This window comes from Paracoccus sp. DMF, assembly GCF_004407025.1.
Classification (GTDB): Bacteria; Pseudomonadota; Alphaproteobacteria; order Rhodobacterales; family Rhodobacteraceae; genus Paracoccus; species Paracoccus aminovorans_B.
This window is the reverse complement of sequence record NZ_SOKV02000007.1, coordinates 25,385-42,092: the sequence shown is the minus strand read 5'-3', so window position 1 is coordinate 42,092 and position 16,708 is coordinate 25,385. Positions and strand designations below refer to the sequence as shown.

The 16,708-nt window shown below is 68.4% G+C and carries 16 protein-coding genes; 7 read left to right on the top strand and 9 right to left on the bottom strand.

Annotated elements, in window-relative coordinates:
- Positions 1-19: 19 nt before the first annotated feature.
- From E3D03_RS05940 to E3D03_RS05930, 3 genes are all read right to left on the bottom strand, one after another.
- The gene (locus E3D03_RS05940; RefSeq protein WP_263566191.1) at positions 20-937 is read right to left on the bottom strand and encodes a lytic transglycosylase domain-containing protein; all 918 of its coding nucleotides are present in this window, start codon (positions 935-937) and stop codon (positions 20-22) included.
- Positions 938-1,010: 73 nt separating this feature from the next.
- Complete coding sequence (locus E3D03_RS05935) at positions 1,011-1,538, bottom strand: hypothetical protein (RefSeq protein ID WP_263566190.1); 528 nt, start codon at positions 1,536-1,538, stop codon at positions 1,011-1,013.
- Between the two features lie 122 nt (positions 1,539-1,660).
- On the bottom strand, positions 1,661-2,401 hold the full coding sequence (locus E3D03_RS05930; RefSeq protein WP_263566189.1) for a L,D-transpeptidase: 741 nt from the start codon (positions 2,399-2,401) through the stop codon (positions 1,661-1,663).
- Positions 2,402-2,729: 328 nt separating this feature from the next.
- On the opposite strand from E3D03_RS05930, the gene E3D03_RS05925 reads away from it, so the two are divergent.
- On the top strand, positions 2,730-2,990 hold the full coding sequence (locus E3D03_RS05925; RefSeq protein ID WP_263566188.1) for a GlsB/YeaQ/YmgE family stress response membrane protein: 261 nt from the start codon (positions 2,730-2,732) through the stop codon (positions 2,988-2,990).
- Positions 2,991-3,047: 57 nt separating this feature from the next.
- Here E3D03_RS05925 and E3D03_RS05920 read toward each other — a convergent pair whose 3' ends face one another.
- A complete protein-coding gene (locus E3D03_RS05920) occupies positions 3,048-4,349 on the bottom strand; it encodes a D-amino acid dehydrogenase (protein WP_263566187.1) in 1,302 nt (433 codons plus the stop codon).
- A gap of 248 nt (positions 4,350-4,597) precedes the next feature.
- Between E3D03_RS05920 and E3D03_RS05915 the strand changes: the two genes are divergently transcribed.
- Genes E3D03_RS05915 through E3D03_RS05895 form a run of 5 tightly spaced genes read left to right on the top strand, consistent with a single transcriptional unit; the run spans position 4,598 to position 9,857 of the window.
- Positions 4,598-6,232, top strand: coding sequence for an MFS transporter (locus E3D03_RS05915; RefSeq protein ID WP_263566186.1), 1,635 nt, complete (start codon positions 4,598-4,600; stop codon positions 6,230-6,232).
- 49 nt (positions 6,233-6,281) lie between these two features.
- Complete coding sequence (locus tag E3D03_RS05910; protein WP_263566185.1) at positions 6,282-7,220, top strand: ABC transporter permease; 939 nt, start codon at positions 6,282-6,284, stop codon at positions 7,218-7,220.
- Positions 7,217-8,032: an ABC transporter permease gene (locus tag E3D03_RS05905; protein WP_263566184.1), complete on the top strand. Its 816-nt coding sequence runs from the start codon at positions 7,217-7,219 to the stop codon at positions 8,030-8,032. Before E3D03_RS05910 ends, E3D03_RS05905 begins: the two co-directional genes overlap by 4 nt.
- Positions 8,029-9,651, top strand: coding sequence for an ABC transporter ATP-binding protein (locus tag E3D03_RS05900; RefSeq protein ID WP_263566183.1), 1,623 nt, complete (start codon positions 8,029-8,031; stop codon positions 9,649-9,651). Before E3D03_RS05905 ends, E3D03_RS05900 begins: the two co-directional genes overlap by 4 nt.
- A 32-nt stretch (positions 9,652-9,683) precedes the next feature.
- Positions 9,684-9,857: a hypothetical protein gene (locus E3D03_RS05895; RefSeq protein WP_263566182.1), complete on the top strand. Its 174-nt coding sequence runs from the start codon at positions 9,684-9,686 to the stop codon at positions 9,855-9,857.
- Between the two features lie 191 nt (positions 9,858-10,048).
- On the opposite strand, the gene E3D03_RS05890 is transcribed toward E3D03_RS05895, so the two are convergent.
- Positions 10,049-11,005 (bottom strand): L-malyl-CoA/beta-methylmalyl-CoA lyase, encoded by a 957-nt coding sequence (locus E3D03_RS05890; protein ID WP_263566181.1) that lies wholly within the window; start codon positions 11,003-11,005, stop codon positions 10,049-10,051.
- Between the two features lie 177 nt (positions 11,006-11,182).
- Here E3D03_RS05890 and E3D03_RS05885 point away from each other — a divergent pair, with 177 nt between their 5' ends.
- The gene (locus tag E3D03_RS05885) at positions 11,183-12,043 is read left to right on the top strand and encodes a D-amino-acid transaminase (protein ID WP_263566180.1); all 861 of its coding nucleotides are present in this window, start codon (positions 11,183-11,185) and stop codon (positions 12,041-12,043) included.
- Positions 12,044-12,147: 104 nt separating this feature from the next.
- On the opposite strand, the gene E3D03_RS05880 is transcribed toward E3D03_RS05885, so the two are convergent.
- The 4 genes from E3D03_RS05880 to E3D03_RS05865 all read right to left on the bottom strand — a co-directional run bounded on the left by E3D03_RS05880 (position 12,148) and on the right by E3D03_RS05865 (position 16,615).
- Positions 12,148-12,987 (bottom strand): calcium-binding protein, encoded by an 840-nt coding sequence (locus E3D03_RS05880; RefSeq protein ID WP_263566179.1) that lies wholly within the window; start codon positions 12,985-12,987, stop codon positions 12,148-12,150.
- A 147-nt stretch (positions 12,988-13,134) separates the two neighbouring features.
- The gene (locus E3D03_RS05875) at positions 13,135-13,899 is read right to left on the bottom strand and encodes an amino acid ABC transporter ATP-binding protein (protein ID WP_263566178.1); all 765 of its coding nucleotides are present in this window, start codon (positions 13,897-13,899) and stop codon (positions 13,135-13,137) included.
- A gap of 9 nt (positions 13,900-13,908) precedes the next feature.
- The gene (locus E3D03_RS05870; protein WP_263566177.1) at positions 13,909-15,360 is read right to left on the bottom strand and encodes an amino acid ABC transporter permease; all 1,452 of its coding nucleotides are present in this window, start codon (positions 15,358-15,360) and stop codon (positions 13,909-13,911) included.
- A 1-nt stretch (position 15,361) separates the two neighbouring features.
- The gene (locus E3D03_RS05865; RefSeq protein WP_263566176.1) at positions 15,362-16,615 is read right to left on the bottom strand and encodes an amino acid ABC transporter permease; all 1,254 of its coding nucleotides are present in this window, start codon (positions 16,613-16,615) and stop codon (positions 15,362-15,364) included.
- Positions 16,616-16,708: the final 93 nt, after the last annotated feature.

Genomic DNA, 16,708 nt, shown 5'->3' with positions numbered 1-16,708 from the left:
AGCCGCGCCACCGGCACTGTCAGTTCTTCAGCACCAGGCAGCGCCCGCCGACGCCGCGCAGTCGGTTGCAGAACGCGTAAGCCTCGGTCTTCGAGGAATAGCCGATCTGCGCGGTATAGACCTTCCTCGGCCCGCCCGAGATCTTGCGGCGCACATAGCTGACCCGCTTGCCGCCCAGGATCGGCCGCAGCTGCCGGTTCAGCCGCGAAACCTGGGCCGAGACCCCCGACTGGCTGGGATGGGTGGCGACGATCACGCCCCAAGGCCAGGGATGCTCGGGCGTGTTGAACTCGCGCAGCTTGCGCTTGCCGGCCAGGTCGATGCAGGCCTCGCGGAAGCTGCGCTGCTTGTCCAGCCGGATGTCCAGCACCTTGGGCGGGCTTTCGCGCCAGCTTGCGGCGGTCAGGCCGGTGATGGCCTGGACATAGTCCTGCGTTTCCCAGGGCAGGCTGCCGCCCTGGGCCAGGTAGCGCGCGGCGCGGTTCTCGCCGCCGTTATAGGCGACGGCGGCCATGCCGACGCTGCCGAAACCGTCGGTCAGCTTGCGCAGATAGCGGGCGCTGGCCTCGATGGCCTTGGCCGGGTTGAACGGGTCGTCAAGGCCGACCATCTCGGCCGTGCCGGGCATGAACTGGGCGATGCCCATGGCGCCGACCGGGCTGATCGCGCCCGGCTCGAACAGGCTTTCCTTCCACAGCAGCCGGGCAAAGAAATGCGGGTCGAGCCCGTGCCGCCCCGCCGCCCGCTCGATCGCCATGCAGACATCGGGAACATAGGTCGCGACCGAGATGCAGAACGTGCCGTCGTCGGTGCAGCGCAGCCGGTCCGAGAGGCGCGGCGCCCTGAGCCCATGCACCGCATCCACCGCCTCATAGGCCAGGGCGGGGCTCAGAACGGACAGCAGGGCGGCGACAAGGACCGGAACCAGACGGCGCATCGGGAACTCGAAACGAGGAAGGCTGCGCTCCAGATAGCAGGCAAGGCGCGGCTTGGGAACCGCGCCCGCGCGTTCATTCGGCCTTCTTGCCCTTGGCCTTGCCGGGCTTGCCGGAACCCTTCGGCCCGGACCCTGCCGCGGCCCCCGCCCCGGCAGGCTTCGCGGGCGTATCCCCGCCCTGCCCGGACAGTTTCGCGGCCTTGCGCGCGGCCTGCTTCTCGGCCTTGCGGGCGGTCTGGCGTTCGGACTTCTCCGCCTCCTTGGCGCGCTTCTTCTCGGCCTGCTCGGCCTCCTTCAGGCGCTTCTTCTCGGCCCGGTCCGCCTTGTCAGCGCCCGCGGGTGCCGGGGCTGGCGCGGCCGCGGCGCCGGCCTCGGACCCCGCACCCTCGCGGCGGCGCTTCTCGGCGGCGATGCGCTGCACCGCCTTGGCCAGCGTCTTGCGCATCGGCTCGTCGGCGGCGGCCTCCTTCATGGCGCGCAGCTCGCGCTGCAGCCCGGTCAGCGCCGCCGGCTCCAGCAGGCGCAGCGCGGCGGCCTGGGTCTGGGTCACGATGGCGTCGAGATCCCGCGATACGGCCGGACTCTGATCGGAAACGGTCATGGCATACTCCTGAAACACGCCTTGCGCGCGGAACCTGCCACGCCGCAGCGGCTCTGGCCAGCGCGAAACGCCCCGGCCTTGCGGACCGGGGCGTCGATTGGCGCATCGCTGGCGACAGGCGGTTACTGCGCGGCTTCGGCGGTCTCGACCGCGCCGCCGGCCGGGGCCAGATAGCCGTTCGGCTGCTCGACCAGCGGCCCTTCCAGCGCCAGGCTTTCGGCGCGGGTGCGCACCTTGACCTGGGTGCCGCTGGGGATCTCGTTGAACAGGTCCATGATGTCCTGATTGAACAGCCGGATGCAGCCGGCCGAGGTGGCCTTGCCGATCGAGGACGGGTCCATGGTGCCGTGGATGCGATACATGGTGTCGCGGCCGCCGCGATAGAGATAGAGCGCGCGCGAGCCCAGCGGGTTGTCAACCCCGCCCGACAGGCCGCCCTTCAGCGGGCCGTAAAGCTCGGGCTGGGTGCGCACCATATTGGCGGTGGGGGTCCAGCTGGGCCAGGCCTGCTTGCGGCCGATGGTGGCATTGCCCTGGAAGTTCTTGCCGGCCTGGCCGACCGCGACGCCATAGCGCATGGCCTGGCCATTGCCCTGCACGTGATAGAGGAAGCGCGCATAGGGATCGACGACGATGGTGCCGGCGGCCTCCGGGCCGTTATAGGCGACCTGCTGGCGGCGGTTGCGGTCGGTCAGATAGGCGGGGCGGACGGCGTGGATCTCGATCGGCTGGCCGCTCGGGCCCTCGTCGGTGCGGGCGCCATAGGGGCCCATGTCGACGGGCGCGGAGGTCGGGGTCTGCGAGGTCGGCGCGCAGGCGGCAAGGCCAAGGCCCAGGGCCAGCATCAGCGGTGCAAGGCGCATCGGTATTTCCCTTCGTAACGAGCCCCGTCCCGGCAGGGACGCGGCCGTGGCAGCGTGACATTGCGTCGCGGTCGCACCGGCACCGAGCAGCAGGCCAGACACGATCTTGACACGATTCGGATCGGTCCATCAGCCTTCGCGACCCGTCCGCCGTCAAGTGGCCGGCCTTTTCGCGGACGCAATCGTTACCGGACTGTTGCCGAATCGCGCGCCGTCAGCGGCTTGCGGGCGGGTGGCGGAACCTGCGCGGCGCAATCGGCGTTTTCCCGCCAGACCGGCTTTCCGCCGCCGCGGCGCGAAACCGCAAGCATGCAAAGGAAGCCTTCCCATGACTTTGACCGCTCTGCTCATCACCCTCATCATCGGCGCGATCGCCGGCTGGCTGGCCGGGCTGATCGTCAAGGGCCACGGCCAGGGCCTGCTGATGAACATCGTCGTCGGCATCGTCGGCGCGGTGATCGCCGGCTGGCTGTTCCCGATGCTGGGCATCGGCATGGCCGCCTCGGCCCCGATCCTGGGCACGATCATCTTCGCCACCATCGGCGCGGTGATCCTCTTGGCCATCATTTCGCTGATCAAGCGCGCCTGACCTGCGGCAGAACAGAAGCAAAGGGACCCGCGCGGGCCCCTTTTTCATGCGGCGGGATCAGGCGTTGGCCGGTTGCAGCACGCCCGGAGCGGCGGGTTTGCGGCCTTTCAGATAGCGGGCATAGCCCAGGTCCTCGGACTGGATGTCCGGCCGCCGCCCCGAGATCAGGTCGGCCAGCACCCGGCTCGAACCCGCGGACATGGTCCAGCCCAGCGTGCCGTGGCCGGTGTTCAGGAACAGGTTCGGGATCGGCGTCGCGCCGACGATGGGCGTGCCGTCGGGCGTCATCGGCCGCAGCCCGGTCCAGAACTGCGCCTTGTCGGGATCGCCCGCGCCGACGAACATCTCCGAAACCGATTTCGCCAGCGTGGCGCAGCGGCGCCGGTTCAGGCTCAGGTCGTAGCCGGCGATCTCGGCCAGGCCGCCGACGCGGATGCGGTCGCCCAGGCGGGTGATCGCGACCTTGTAGGTCTCGTCCATCACGGTCGAGATCGGCGCGCGGCTTTCGTCCTCGATGTCGATGGTCAGCGAATAGCCTTTCAGCGGATAGATCGGCAGCTTGATGTCCAGGGGACGCACCAGCAGCGGCGAATGCGGGCCCAGCGCCAGCACATAGCGGTCGGCCTGCATGCGGCCCTGGTCGGTGCGCACGGCGCTGATGCGGCCGCCCTCGGCTTCCAGCGCCTCGATGCCGACGCCCCAGCGGAAGGTCACGCCCGCCGCCGCCGCCATCTCGGCCAGGCGGTTGGTGAACTTGAAGCAGTCGCCAGTCTCGTCGCCCGGAAGGCGCAGCCCGCCGACGATGCGGTCGGCGGCCCCGGCCAGCCCCGGCTCGGCGGCGATGCAGCCGGCGCGGTCCAGCACCTCGAAGGGCACGCCGTCGGCCTTCAGCACTTCGATGTCCTTGCCGGCGCCGTCCAACTGCTCCTGCTTGCGGAACACCTGCAGCGTGCCCTGGGTGCGCTCGTCGTAATGGATGCCGGTCTCGGCCCGCAGCTCGCCCAGGCAATCGCGGCTGTATTCGGCGACGCGGACCATGCGGCTTTTGTTCACCGCATAGGCGGCCGAGGTGCAGTTGCCCAGCATCCGCGCCATCCACGAGAGGCGCTGCCAGTCCAGCCGCGGCTGGATCACCAGCGGCGCGTGGCGCTGGAACATCCATTTCAGCGCCTTCATCGGAATGCCGGGCGCCGCCCAGGGCGAGGAATAGCCGGGCGAGATCTCGCCGGCGTTGGCAAAGCTCGTCTCCAGCGCCGGGCCGGTCTGGCGGTCGATGACCGTGACCTCATGCCCCGCCTTGGCCAGATACCAGGCCGAAGTGACACCCAGAACGCCGGCCCCCAGAACGATGACTTTCATGTTCGCGCACCCTGTCGAAGAAGATTTCCGCAAAGATAGCAGCCGCGCCGGAAATGAAATCCCGAAGTTGCGGCGAAATGGCGCGGTATGCGCAAGAATCAATGCATCTTTGACTGATTTTCCGCAGCTTCTTCGGCGCATATCGGATATAACACAAGATATGGCGGATGGACGCGGAATCGGCGGCGGCGATTGCGGCCCGGGCTGGGGCTGCCTAAGGTTGGGGGCAAGCGAACCAGGTTACCCCGATGCCAGCGACTGCCCGCAAGAACCCCTTTGCCCCGTTCCGCCACCACGACTTCCGCCTGCTGTGGTCGGCGACGCTGATCTCGAACTTCGGCGCGCTGGTGCAGGCGGTGGGCGCGGCCTGGATGATGACGCAGCTGACCGACTCGGCCACGCTGATCGCGCTGGTGCAGGCCTCGAACACGCTGCCGATCATGCTGTTCGCGCTGCTGTCGGGGGCGCTGGCCGATATCCTGGACCGGCGCACGCTGCTTCTGGGGGCGCAGCTGTTCATGGCGGCGGTCTCGGTCCTGCTGGCGGTGCTGACCTGGCAGGGCTGGATGACGCCGCTGCTGCTCTTGTCGCTGACCTTCCTGATCGGGGTCGGCCAGGCGATCTACAACCCGCCCTGGCAGGCCAGCATGCAGGACCTGGTGCCGCGCGAGGACCTGCCGGCGGCGGTGTCGCTGAACTCGGTCGGCTTCAACCTGATGCGCAGCGTCGGGCCGGCGGTAGGCGGCATCATCACCGCGGCCTTCGGCGCCGCCGCCGCCTTCGCGGTAAACGCGGTCAGCTATATCCCGCTGCTGGGCGCGCTGGCGCGCTGGCATCCGGTCACGCCGCCGCGCACCACCACGCCCGAGCCCTTCGTCGCCGCCGTCGGCGCCGGGCTGCGCTATGTCGCGCTGTCGCCGAACCTGGTCCGGGTGATGTCGCGGGGCGCGCTTTTCGGCTTTTCCGCCATCGTCATCATGGCGCTGCTGCCGCTGGTCGCCAAGCAGAACCCCTCGGGCGGCTCGCTGCTGTTCGGCCTGTTGCTCGGCTGCTTCGGGCTGGGGGCGATCGGCGGCGCGCTGATCAACCCCATGGTGCGCGAGCGGCTGAACAACGAAAACGTCGTGCGCCTGGCCTTCGCGGCCTTCGCCGGCGCGGCGCTGCTGCTGGGGCTGACCGAACAGACCTGGGTCCACGCGCTGGCCATGCTGCCCGCCGGCGCCAGCTGGGTGCTGGCGCTGTCGCTCTTCAACGTCACCGTGCAGCTGTCGACGCCGCGCTGGGTGGTGGCGCGCGGGCTGGCGCTGTACCAGACGGCGGTCTTCGGCGGCATGGCCGCGGGCAGCTGGATCTGGGGCTCGGTCGCGAACAATTACAGCGTGAATACCGCGCTGATCGCCGCCTCGGTGCCGCTGATGCTGGGCGCCGTCGCCGGCTATTGGCTGCGCATCCCCGAGTTCGGCACGCTGGACCTGGACCCGGTGAACCGCTTTCGCGAGCCCGAGCTGGCGCTGGACCTGCGCGGCCGGTCCGGCCCGATCATGGTGATGATCGACTATGAGATCGACCAGGTGGACGTGCCCGAATTCCTGCGCCTGATGGCGCTGCGCCGCAATATCCGCCGCCGCGACGGCGCGCGCGGCTGGGCGCTGCTGCGCGACCTGGAACACCCCGAGCGCTGGACCGAAAGCTATCACATCGCCACCTGGGACGAATATGTCCGCCACAACCTGCGCCGCACCAAGGCCGATTTCCCGACCCATGAGGACCTGCACCGCCTGCATCGCGGCGCCGAGCCGCCGCAGGTGCATCGCATGATCGAGCGTCACAGCATCAGCCTGGACGACGACGTGCCGTTGATCGGCAAGATCGAGGTTCCTTGAACCTTATAGCCACCTTTACCGCCGCCCGGCCGCGGATTAGCGTTTGGCCATGCTGCGCTATGTGACCAGACGCCTGATCTCGCTTGGCCTGAGCCTGCTCGTGGCCTCGGCGCTGATCTTTGCGGTGGTGGAACTGGTGCCGGGCGACCCGGCCAGCTTCATGCTGGGCACCGGCGCGCAGCCCGAAACCGTCGCGGCGCTGCGCGAGCAGCTGGGCCTCGACCTGCCGCTGCCGCTGCGCTACCTGCACTGGCTCGGCGGCGTCGTGACCGGAGACCTGGGCCACAGCTTCACCTACAAGACCCCGGTGGCGGGGATGATCCTTGACCGGATGCAGGTCTCGCTGCCCCTGGCGCTGCTGGCGCTGGTGCTGGCGGTGGCGGTGGCGCTGCCCATCGGCATGTTCGCCGCCGGGCGCCGGGGCCGGGCGGCCGAGACGGCGGTGATGGGCGCGACCCAGATCGGCATCGCGCTGCCGAATTTCTGGTTCGCCATGCTCTTGGTGCTGGTCTTTGCGGTGAACCTGCGCCTGCTGCCCGCCGGCGGCTTTCCGGGCTGGAGCCACCCCGGCGCGGCGCTGAAATCGCTGATCCTGCCCGCCGTCGCGCTGGCGCTGCCGCAGGCGGCGATCCTGGCGCGGGTGCTGCGCTCGGCGCTGGTGGAAACGCTGGGCCAGGACTATATCCGCACCGCCCGCGCCAAGGGGCTGACCGCCGGGCAGGCGCTGTCGCGCCACGCGCTGCGCAATGCGCTGATCCCGGTGCTGACCATCCTCGGCATGCAATTCTCGTTCCTGCTGGCCGGGGCGATCATCATCGAGAACGTGTTCTACCTGCCCGGCCTCGGCCGGCTGATCTTTCAGGCCATCACCCAGCGCGACCTGATCGTGGTGCAGGGCGCGGTGCTGGTGCTGGTCGCCGCCGTGATCCTGGTCACCTTCCTGGTGGACCTCAGCTATGCGCTGATCGACCCGAGGCTGCGCAGATGAGGTGGTCCCTGATCTTCGGCGGCACCCTGGCCGGGCTGGCGCTGGCCGCGGCGCTGCTGTCCTTCGTCTGGACGCCGGGCGACGTCACGCAGATCGCCATCGCGCAGAAGCTGCAGCCGACCTCGGCCGCGCATTGGCTGGGCACCGACCATTTCGGCCGCGACATGCTGGCGATGATCATGGTCGGCGCGCGAACCTCGATCGCGGTGGCGCTGGTCGCCGTCGGCATCGGCATGGGCTTCGGCGTGCCGCTGGGCCTGCTCGCCGCCGCGCGCGCGGGCGGCTGGATCGACGAGATGGTGATGCGTGGCAACGACCTGGTCTTTGCCTTTCCCAGCCTGGTCATCGCCATCCTGATCACCGCGGCGCTGGGGCCGTCGGCGCTGAACGCGATCATCGCCATCGGCATCTTCAACATCCCGGTCTTTGCCCGGGTGACGCGCGGCGCGGCGCTGCCGATCTGGACGCTGGACTATATCCGCGCCGCGCAGGTGGCCGGCAAGGGTCGGGCCCGCATCAGCACCCAGCACATCCTGCCCAATATCGCCAACCTGCTGATCGTGCAGGCGACGATCCAGTTCAGCCTGGGCATCCTCGCCGAGGCCGGGCTCAGCTATGTCGGGCTTGGCGCACAGCCGCCCACCCCCAGCTGGGGCCGCATGCTGGCCGAGGCGCAGACCATGATCTCGCTGGCGCCGCATGTCGCCATCGTGCCGGGGCTGGCCATCGTGCTGACCGTGCTGGGGCTGAACCTCTTGGGCGATGGCCTGCGCGATGCGCTGGACCCCAGGCTGCGCAGGACCGCGCCATGATCGAGGTGAGCCGCCTGACCCTGCGCATCGGCCGGCACGAGGTCCTGCAAGGCATCGACCTGGCGCTGCCGCCCGGGCAGGTCACCGGGCTGGTCGGCGAATCCGGCTCGGGCAAGTCCATGGCGGCGCTGGCGATCATGGGGCTGCTGCCGCAGGGCGCGCAGGCCGGCGGCCGCGTCGATCTGGACGGCCGCAACCTGCTGGACCTGCCGGAAAGCGCCCTGTGCCGGATCCGCGGCAACCGCCTCGGCATGGTGTTCCAGGAGCCGATGACGGCGCTGAACCCGCTGATGAGCATCGGCGACCAGGTCGCCGAGGCGCTGCGCATCCACCAGTCCCTGCCGCGCGACCAGGCGCTGGCCCGCGCCCGCGACCGGCTGGACCGCGTCGGGCTTGCGGCGCCGCGCTTTCCGCTGACGCTTTATCCGCATGAGCTTTCGGGCGGCCAGCGCCAGCGCGTCGCCATTGCCCTGGCCATCGCCCAGCGCCCCGACCTGCTGATCGCGGACGAGCCGACCACGGCGCTGGACGTGACGACGCAGGCCCGCATCCTCGACCTGCTCAAGGGGCTGGTGCGGGACGAGCGCATGGCGCTGCTGCTGATCACCCACGACCTCGCGGTGCTGGCCGGCATCGCCGACCGCGTGGCGGTGATGCAGCGCGGCCAGATCGTCGAGCAGGGCCCGACCGAGGCGCTGTTCCGCGCGCCGGCGCACCCCTATACGCAGGCGCTCATCGCCGCCTCGACCCAGCAGGCGCGGCTGGTGCTGCCGCCCGCCCGGCCGCACCGCCTGCTGCAGGTCGAGGATGCGGTGCGCGACTATCCCCTGCCCCGCGCCGGCCTGACGGCGCCGCCGGGACGCCTGCGGGCCGTGGACGGGGTCAGCTTCGACATCGCCGCCGGGGAATCGGTCGGGCTGGTCGGCGAATCCGGCTGCGGCAAGTCCACCCTGACGCGGGCCATCCTGGGCCTCGATCCCTTGCAGGGCGGCCGCATCCTGCTGGACGGCCAGCCGGTCCAGGCCGGCCGCGCCATGGCGCCCGAGTTGCGGGCACGGATGCAGGTGGTGTTCCAGGATCCCTTCGGCAGCTTCGATCCGCGCTGGCGGGTCGAGCGGCTGGTGGCCGAGCCGTTCCACCTGACCGGCCTGCCGCGCGACTGGCGCGAACAGGTCGCCGAGGCGCTCTATGAGGTCGGCATCCCCGGCGACGCCATGCGCCGCTATATCCACGAATTCAGCGGCGGCCAGCGCCAGCGCATCGCCATCGCCCGCGCCCTGATCATCAGGCCGCGGCTGATCGTGCTGGACGAGGCGGTCAGCGCATTGGACGTGCAGGTCCGGGCGCAGGTGCTGGACCTGCTGGCGCGGCTGCGGGTCAGCCACGGGCTTGCCTATCTGTTCATCAGCCACGACCTGGCGGTGGTGCGCCAGGTCACCGACCGGGTGCTGATCATGCAGCAGGGCCGCATCGTCGAATCCGGCCCGACGCATCAGGTGCTGGAGGCGCCGCAGCACGCCTATACGCAAGGCCTGCTGGCGGCGAGCCCGCGCATCCCGGCGGCATGGCAGGCTCACATTCCCGCCAGCCCCCTTGCACTGCCCCCGCCCGGCCCATAACTGCTGCGGGCTTGTTCGAAGCGAGACGCAAGATGGAATCCAAGGCCCCAGACCCCGCGCCCGTTGGCGCCCGGAAAGCATTCCGCGGCGTCGCCGGCACCGGCCTGCCCGCCATGCCCGAATCACCGATTCCCGACCTGGCGCCGCGCAACCGCACCCCGGATCCGGCCCATCGTCACGCCAGGCCCGAGCCGGTCGAGGGCTGAAGCCCGTCGCTGCCAGCCCAGTATCTGCCGCCGCCGAGCGCATAAATGTATTGAATTTCTATGACAATTTCATGACCCGGCAAGGCCGGCGCCCTGAATGACAACAGGCCCTGCCTGCGGCAGAGCCTGTTGCTCCTCCCCTGTCATGGCGACCAGCCTCCCCGCGTGGTCGCCCAGGTATTCCGTTGTGGTCAGGCGCCGATCAACTCTGCCTGCCGCACGATCACTTGTGCCTGACGGATCGACGCGATGTCAACCAGTCTGCCCTTGTAGACGGTGGCGCCGGCGCCGGTTTTCGTGGCTTCTTCCATCGCGGCCAGGATCTCGCGCGCCTCGGTGACGGCCTTGTCGCTGGGCGAAAACACCTCGTTCGCTAGCGCCACCTGCTTGGGGTGGATGGCCCATTTCCCGACCATGCCCAGCGTGGCCGAGCGCCGCGCCTGCGCCCGGAAGCCCTCGTCGTCGCTGAAATCGCCGAAGGGGCCGTCGACCGGCAGCACGCCATGGGTGCGGCAGGCGGCGACGATCGCAGCCTGCGCCCAATGCCAGGGGTCGGACCAGTATTTCGCGCCCTCATGCGCCATGTAGTAGTTTTCCTGGGTGCCGCCGATGCCGGTCGTGGCCATGCCCATGCTGGCGGCGAAATCCGCGGCACCCAGGCTCATCGCCTGCAGGCGCGGGCTGCTGGCCGCGATCTCTTCGACATGGGCGATGCCGGCGGCGGATTCGATGATCACCTCCAGGCTGATGCGTTTCGAGCGGCCCTTGGCGGCCTCGATGGCGGTGACCAGCGCATCCACGGCATAGACATCGGCGGCATTGCCGACCTTGGGGATCATGATCTGGTCCAGCCGCTCGCCCGCCTGTTCCAGCAGGTCCACGACGTCGCGATACCAATAGGGCGTGTCGAGCCCGTTGATGCGCACCGACAGCGTCTTGTCGCCCCAATCGATGTCGCCGATGGCCTGGATGATGTTGCGGCGCGCCTGCGACTTGTCGTCCGGCGCCACCGAATCCTCGAGATCCAGGTTGATGACGTCGGCGGCCGAGCCGGCCATCTTCTGGAACAGCGCCTCGCGCGAGCCGGGGCCGAACAGCTGGCAGCGGTTCAGGCGGGCGGGTGCGGCGGGTTGCAAACGAAACGACATGGCTTGCCTTTCGGGTAAGGATATTTCAAAGGTGTCCCGCAAACCGATAGATAATTGCTGCGCCTGCATCAAGCCTGTTTTGCAGCCGCGAAAGGCCCTAGGCCGCGCCGCCCATCTTGACGCCCCGCCGCTTTGGGCGCAGGACCGCGCCAGCAGCCGTTGCGAATGGAGAGAATGATGACCCGCACCGTCTATCTGAATGGCGAATATCTGCCGGAAACCGAAGCCCATGTGTCGATCTTTGACCGCGGCTTCGTGATGGGCGACGGCGTCTATGAGGTTACGAGCGTGCTGCAGGGCAAGCTGCTGGATTTCGACGGCCACTGCTTGCGGCTGAACCGCTCGCTGGGCGAGCTTGGCATGAAGAACCCGCTGTCGCGCGAGGCATGGCTGGAGATCCATCGCAAGCTGGTCGAATTGAACGGCATCGACGAGGGCATGGTCTATCTGCAGGTCACCCGCGGCAATCCGGGCGACCGCGACTTCGCCTATCCGCCCGAGGGCACACCGCAGACCGTGGTGCTGTTCACGCAGGCAAAGCCGGGCCTGGCCGACAATCCGCAGGCCCGCCAAGGCATCCGGGTGATCTCGATACCCGACCTGCGCTGGGCGCGGCGCGACATCAAGACGGTGCAGCTGCTTTATCCCTCGATGGCCAAGATGGAGGCCAAGCACCGCGGCGTCGATGACGCCTGGTTCACCGAGGACGGTTTCGTGACCGAGGGCACCTCGAACAACACCTATATCGTCAAGGGCGGCAAGATCATCACCCGGCCGCTGTCGCAGGACATCCTGCACGGCATCACCCGCGCCTCGCTCTTGCGCTATGCCGCCGAGGCGCAGATGCAGATCGAGGAACGCCCCTTTACCATCGCGGAAGCGCAGGCCGCCGACGAGGCCTTCTTCACCTCGGCCTCGGCCTTCGTCATGCCGGTGATCGAGGTCGACGGCGTCACCCTGGGCTCGGGCCGGCCCGGGCCGGTGGCGACACGGCTGCGCGAGCTTTACCTGGAAGAATCGCTGAAGTCGGCGATCTGAGGCGGCGGCGCGCCGGGGGCTGTCTGCCCCCGGACCCCCGAGGGTATTTGCGGAACGAAGAAAAATGGAAAGCGCGGTCCGGGCAAGGGCCGCGCTTTTTCGCGTCAGGTGGCGGTGGCGCTGACCACGTCGATCGTGCCCACCGCGTCGACCAGCGTGTCGCGCAGCACCGCGACGGCATTGCCGTCCAGCAGCACCTGCACGTCATCGCCGTCCTGCTCCAGCGTATAGTCGCCCTCGCCGGCATAGCCCTCGGCCAAGGTGATGGTGATGGTATCGTCGGCGCTGTAGGTGATGACCGCCGCACCGCCCGCCTCGGAACTGAGCATATAGCTGTCGTCGCCGTCGCCGCCATCTACAAGGTCGTTGGCGCCGGCATGGATGGTGTCGTTGCCATCGCCGCCCAGCAGCGTGTCGGGCGCATCGGCATCGGAATCGTCGGGCGACAGGATCAGGTCGTCGTCCTCTTCGCCGTCGATAGAGACCGTGCCGCCATTGTCGGTGATGGTGTCGTCGCCGTCGCCGCCGGTGATCGCGTGATTGCCCAGGTTGGTGGTGATGCTGTCGTCGCCGTAACCGCCGTCGATGGTGTCGTCGCCCTCAGCCGCGCCGTCGTCCTCGGCGCCATAGAGGTCGTCGCCATAGCCCAGGTAGATCTCGTCGTCGCCGGCATCGGCGCTGACGCTATCGTCGCCATAGCCGGTCCAGACCAGGTCGTCGCCGGCGCCGGCATCGACGGAATCGTCGCCGTCATAGGACTGGATCGCGTCGTCGCCGGCGGTGCCGGTGATGGTCTCGGCCTCGTCCGTGCCTTCGATCAACTCGCGGTCGCCATAGGGATCGCCCGGATCGTCGGGGGCGTGGTCGTCGTCGTTGCTCGCCACCAGCGAGCCGATACCGACAAGGCCCAGAAGGCCCAGCATCAGGAAAATGGTCTGGTTCATCGTCGTTCTCCGAAGCGCTTGCCGGCACGATAGACCGGCCGCACCCCGGCCCGCAACCGGCGCCACAAGGTGTTTCTCCGTTTCGCAAATACCCCGCAGGGGGAGTCCGCCGCGCCAGCGGCGGGCGGGGGACGCGAAGTCCCCCCTTCAGTGCCCCAGGATCTGCGACAGGAACAGCTTGGTCCGCTCGCTCTGCGGGTTGTTGAAGAACTCGCGCGGCGTGTTCTGCTCGACGATCTGGCCCTGGTCCATGAAGATCACCCGATGTGCCACCGCCTGGGCGAAACCCATTTCGTGGGTGACGCAGAGCATGGTCATGCCATCCTCGGCCAGTTCGATCATGGTGTCGAGCACCTCCTTGATCATCTCGGGGTCCAAGGCCGAGGTCGGCTCGTCGAAGAGCATGATCCGCGGCCGCATGCAGAGCGCACGGGCGATGGCCACCCGCTGCTGCTGCCCGCCCGACAGCTGGCCCGGGTATTTCAGCGCCTGGTCGGGGATCTTGACCTTGGTCAGGAAATGCATGGCCGTCTCCTCGGCCTCGCGCCGGGGGATCTTGCGCACCCAGATCGGCGCCAGCGTGCAGTTTTCCAGGATGGTCAGGTGCGGGAACAGGTTGAAATGCTGGAACACCATCCCGACTTCGGAACGCACCTTGTCGATGTTCTTCAGGTCATGGGTCAGCTCGGTGCCGTCGACGATGATCTTGCCGGACTGGTGCTCCTCCAGCCGGTTGATGCAGCGGATCAACGTCGACTTGCCGGAACCCGAGGGGCCGGCGATGACGATGCGCTCGCCCCGGCTGACGGTCAGGTCGATGTCGCGCAGCACGTGGAAGGTGCCGTACCACTTGTTCAACCGGCTGATCTCGATGGCCGGGGTGTCGGTCTGGCTCTTGGCTTGCGTCTGCATGGGAAGGCCTCAGCGATGGTCGCGCTTCAGGCGGCGTTCGAGATACATCGAGTAACGCGACATGCCGAAGCAGAGGATGAAGAAGATCGAGCCGACGAAGATATAGGGCTCCCAATAGGCGCCCTTCCATTCGAAGCTCGCGCGGATGGTGTCGGCCATGGCCTTCAACGGGTCGAACAGCCCGACGAAGACCACCAGGGTGGTGTCCTTGAACATGCCGATGAAGGTCGAGACGATGCCGGGGATCGAGATCTTCAGCGCCTGCGGCAGCACGATCAGCCGCTGCGCCTTCCAATAGTCCAGCCCCAGCGCATCGGCGGCCTCGTATTGGCCCTTGGGCAGGGCGGCCAGCCCGCCGCGGATCACCTCGGCCATATAGGCGGCGGCGAAGAGCGTCACCATGATGATGACCCGCAGGATGATGTCGAAGCTGGTGCCCGGCGGCAGGAAGTAGTTGAGCAGCAAGGAGGCCACGAACAGGAGCGTGATCAGCGGCACGCCGCGGATGAACTCGATGAACATCACCGCCAAGAGCTTGATCACCGGCAGGTCCGAGCGCCGCGCCAGCGCCAGCACGATGCCCAGGGGCAGCGACAGGGCGATGCCGGCGACGCCGATGGTGATCGACAGCACGAAGCCGCCGAACTGGTCGGAACTGACCGGCTGCAGCCGCAGCGGCAGCATGCCGGCCAGCGCAGCGGCGACCGGCCCGGCCAGGAACAGCCACCACAGCACCGCCACCACGGCGGCCGCGGCGACGGCGAAAAGGCCGAAGCGCGCCCCTGCCCGCCAGACCCCGAAGCCGATGCCGAAACCCGCCAGCACGGCGATCTCGCTCCACAGCGAGCCGCCCCAGAGCAGCCAGACCGCCAGCAGCGGATAGACCAGGCTGGCCAGCAGCGCCCAGGCGGGCCGGGTCTCGATCAGCACCGCCCAGGCCAGCATCAGCAGGGCCATGCCAGCAAGCGCCGCCGTCGGCGCGCCCAGCACCAGGGCGATGGCAAAGCTCAGCACGGTCGCCAGCGCCAGCACGACGCGCCGCGCGCGCCGGCTTTCGGAAAACAGCACCGGGGCCAGCGCCAGGAACAGCAGGCCGAAGGCCAGCACCGGCCGCCAATACAGCGCCGCCGGATAGAAGCCGAAGACGAACTGGTTCCAGCGATGCTTGATCAGGGCGAAGCAGGCGCCCGTGGCGTCCGGCCCCCAGGTCTCGGCGATGATCTTGCGGCAATCGGCCATGCCATTGGCGTTCCAGACCGAATGCGACAGCCAAGGCCCGATGGTGCTGACCAGAAGCCACAGGATGCCGAGCCCGATCAGGGTCAGCACGATGTTGAGCGGCCCCGAGAACAGGTTCTCGCGCAGCCATTTGATCGCGCCGCGCTCGGTCACCGGCGGCGGCGCCGGCGGCAGCATGGTGTCGCGGACATAGGCGACGGTCTGGGCGTGGGTCTCGCTCATCTCACCGCTCCCTCAGCTTCACGCGACTGTTGAAGACGTTCATCCCGCCCGAGATCAGCAGGCTGAGAACCAGATAGATGCCCATCATCAGCACCATGCATTCCATCTCGCGCCCGGTCTGGTTCAGCGTGGTGCCGCCCAGCGTGCCGCGCAGGTCCATGTAGCCGACCGCGATGGCGAGCGAGCTGTTCTTGGTCAGGTTCAGGTATTGCGAGATCAGCGGCGGGATGATGACCCGCAGCGCCTGCGGCAGGATCACCAGCGACATGGTGCGGCGCGGGCGCAGGCCCAGGGCAAAGGCGGCCTCGGACTGGCCGCGGCTGACGGCCAGGATGCCGGCGCGGACGATCTCGGCGATGAAGGCGCCGGTATAGAGCGTCAGCGCCAGCCACAGCACCACCAGGGCGTTGTCCATGTTGATGCCCTCGGCGAAGTTGAAGCCGCGCAGCACCGGCGGGATCAGGTGCAGGCCGAACCACCAGGTCAGTAGCAGGAGCGGCACCGCGAACATCGCCAGCGTGATCCACCAGGTCGTCGGGCGCTTGCCGGTCGCGTCCTGGATGCGCTGCGCCCGGGTGCGCAGCAGCCGGTTGCCGATGAAGGCCAACACGATCACCGCGACATAGGCAACGAAGGCCCAACTGATCCCCTCGCGTCCCAGGGCGATGGTGCCCGGCGGGTTGGTCATGCCGAGCGAGGGGATGGCGGTATAGCGGTTCGTCGGCGCGATGGTGTCGAACAGGATCATGCTCGCGGCCGGGTTTTCGCCGCGATAGGCGTTGGGCGGCGGCATGACCTCGGTGAAGATCGCCAGGATCACCAGGATCCACAAGAGCAGCGGGATATTGCGGAACACCTCGACATAGACCGTCATCAGCCGCGCGATCAGCCAGTTCGAGGACAGCCGCAAGACCCCCACCAGCACGCCCACGATGGTCGCCGCGATACAGCCCAGAAGCGAGACCAGCAGCGTGTTCAGCAGCCCCACCACCGTGGCGCGCAGATGCGTGTCATCGGAATTATAGGGGATCAGCTGCTGCGGAATGTCATAGCCCGCGCGGCGGAACAGGAAGTCGAAGCTCAGCGTCTTGCCCATGGCGGACAGGTTGCGCAGCGTGTTGTCGATCAGCCAGCTGGCCAGCAGCATCACCAGGATGAAGACGATCGCCTGCAAGGTCAGCGAGCGATAGCGCCGATCATAGATCAGCATCGACCATCGGAATGGTGGATTGTCCACCCCCGGATAGGAAACCATGTTGTAACCCCCTGTGCCGGACGGGATGCGGGCCTTGTGGCCTCTGTGCGCCGGCGTCGTTCATGCGGCGGGCGGAGGTCTTGCGCCCCCGCG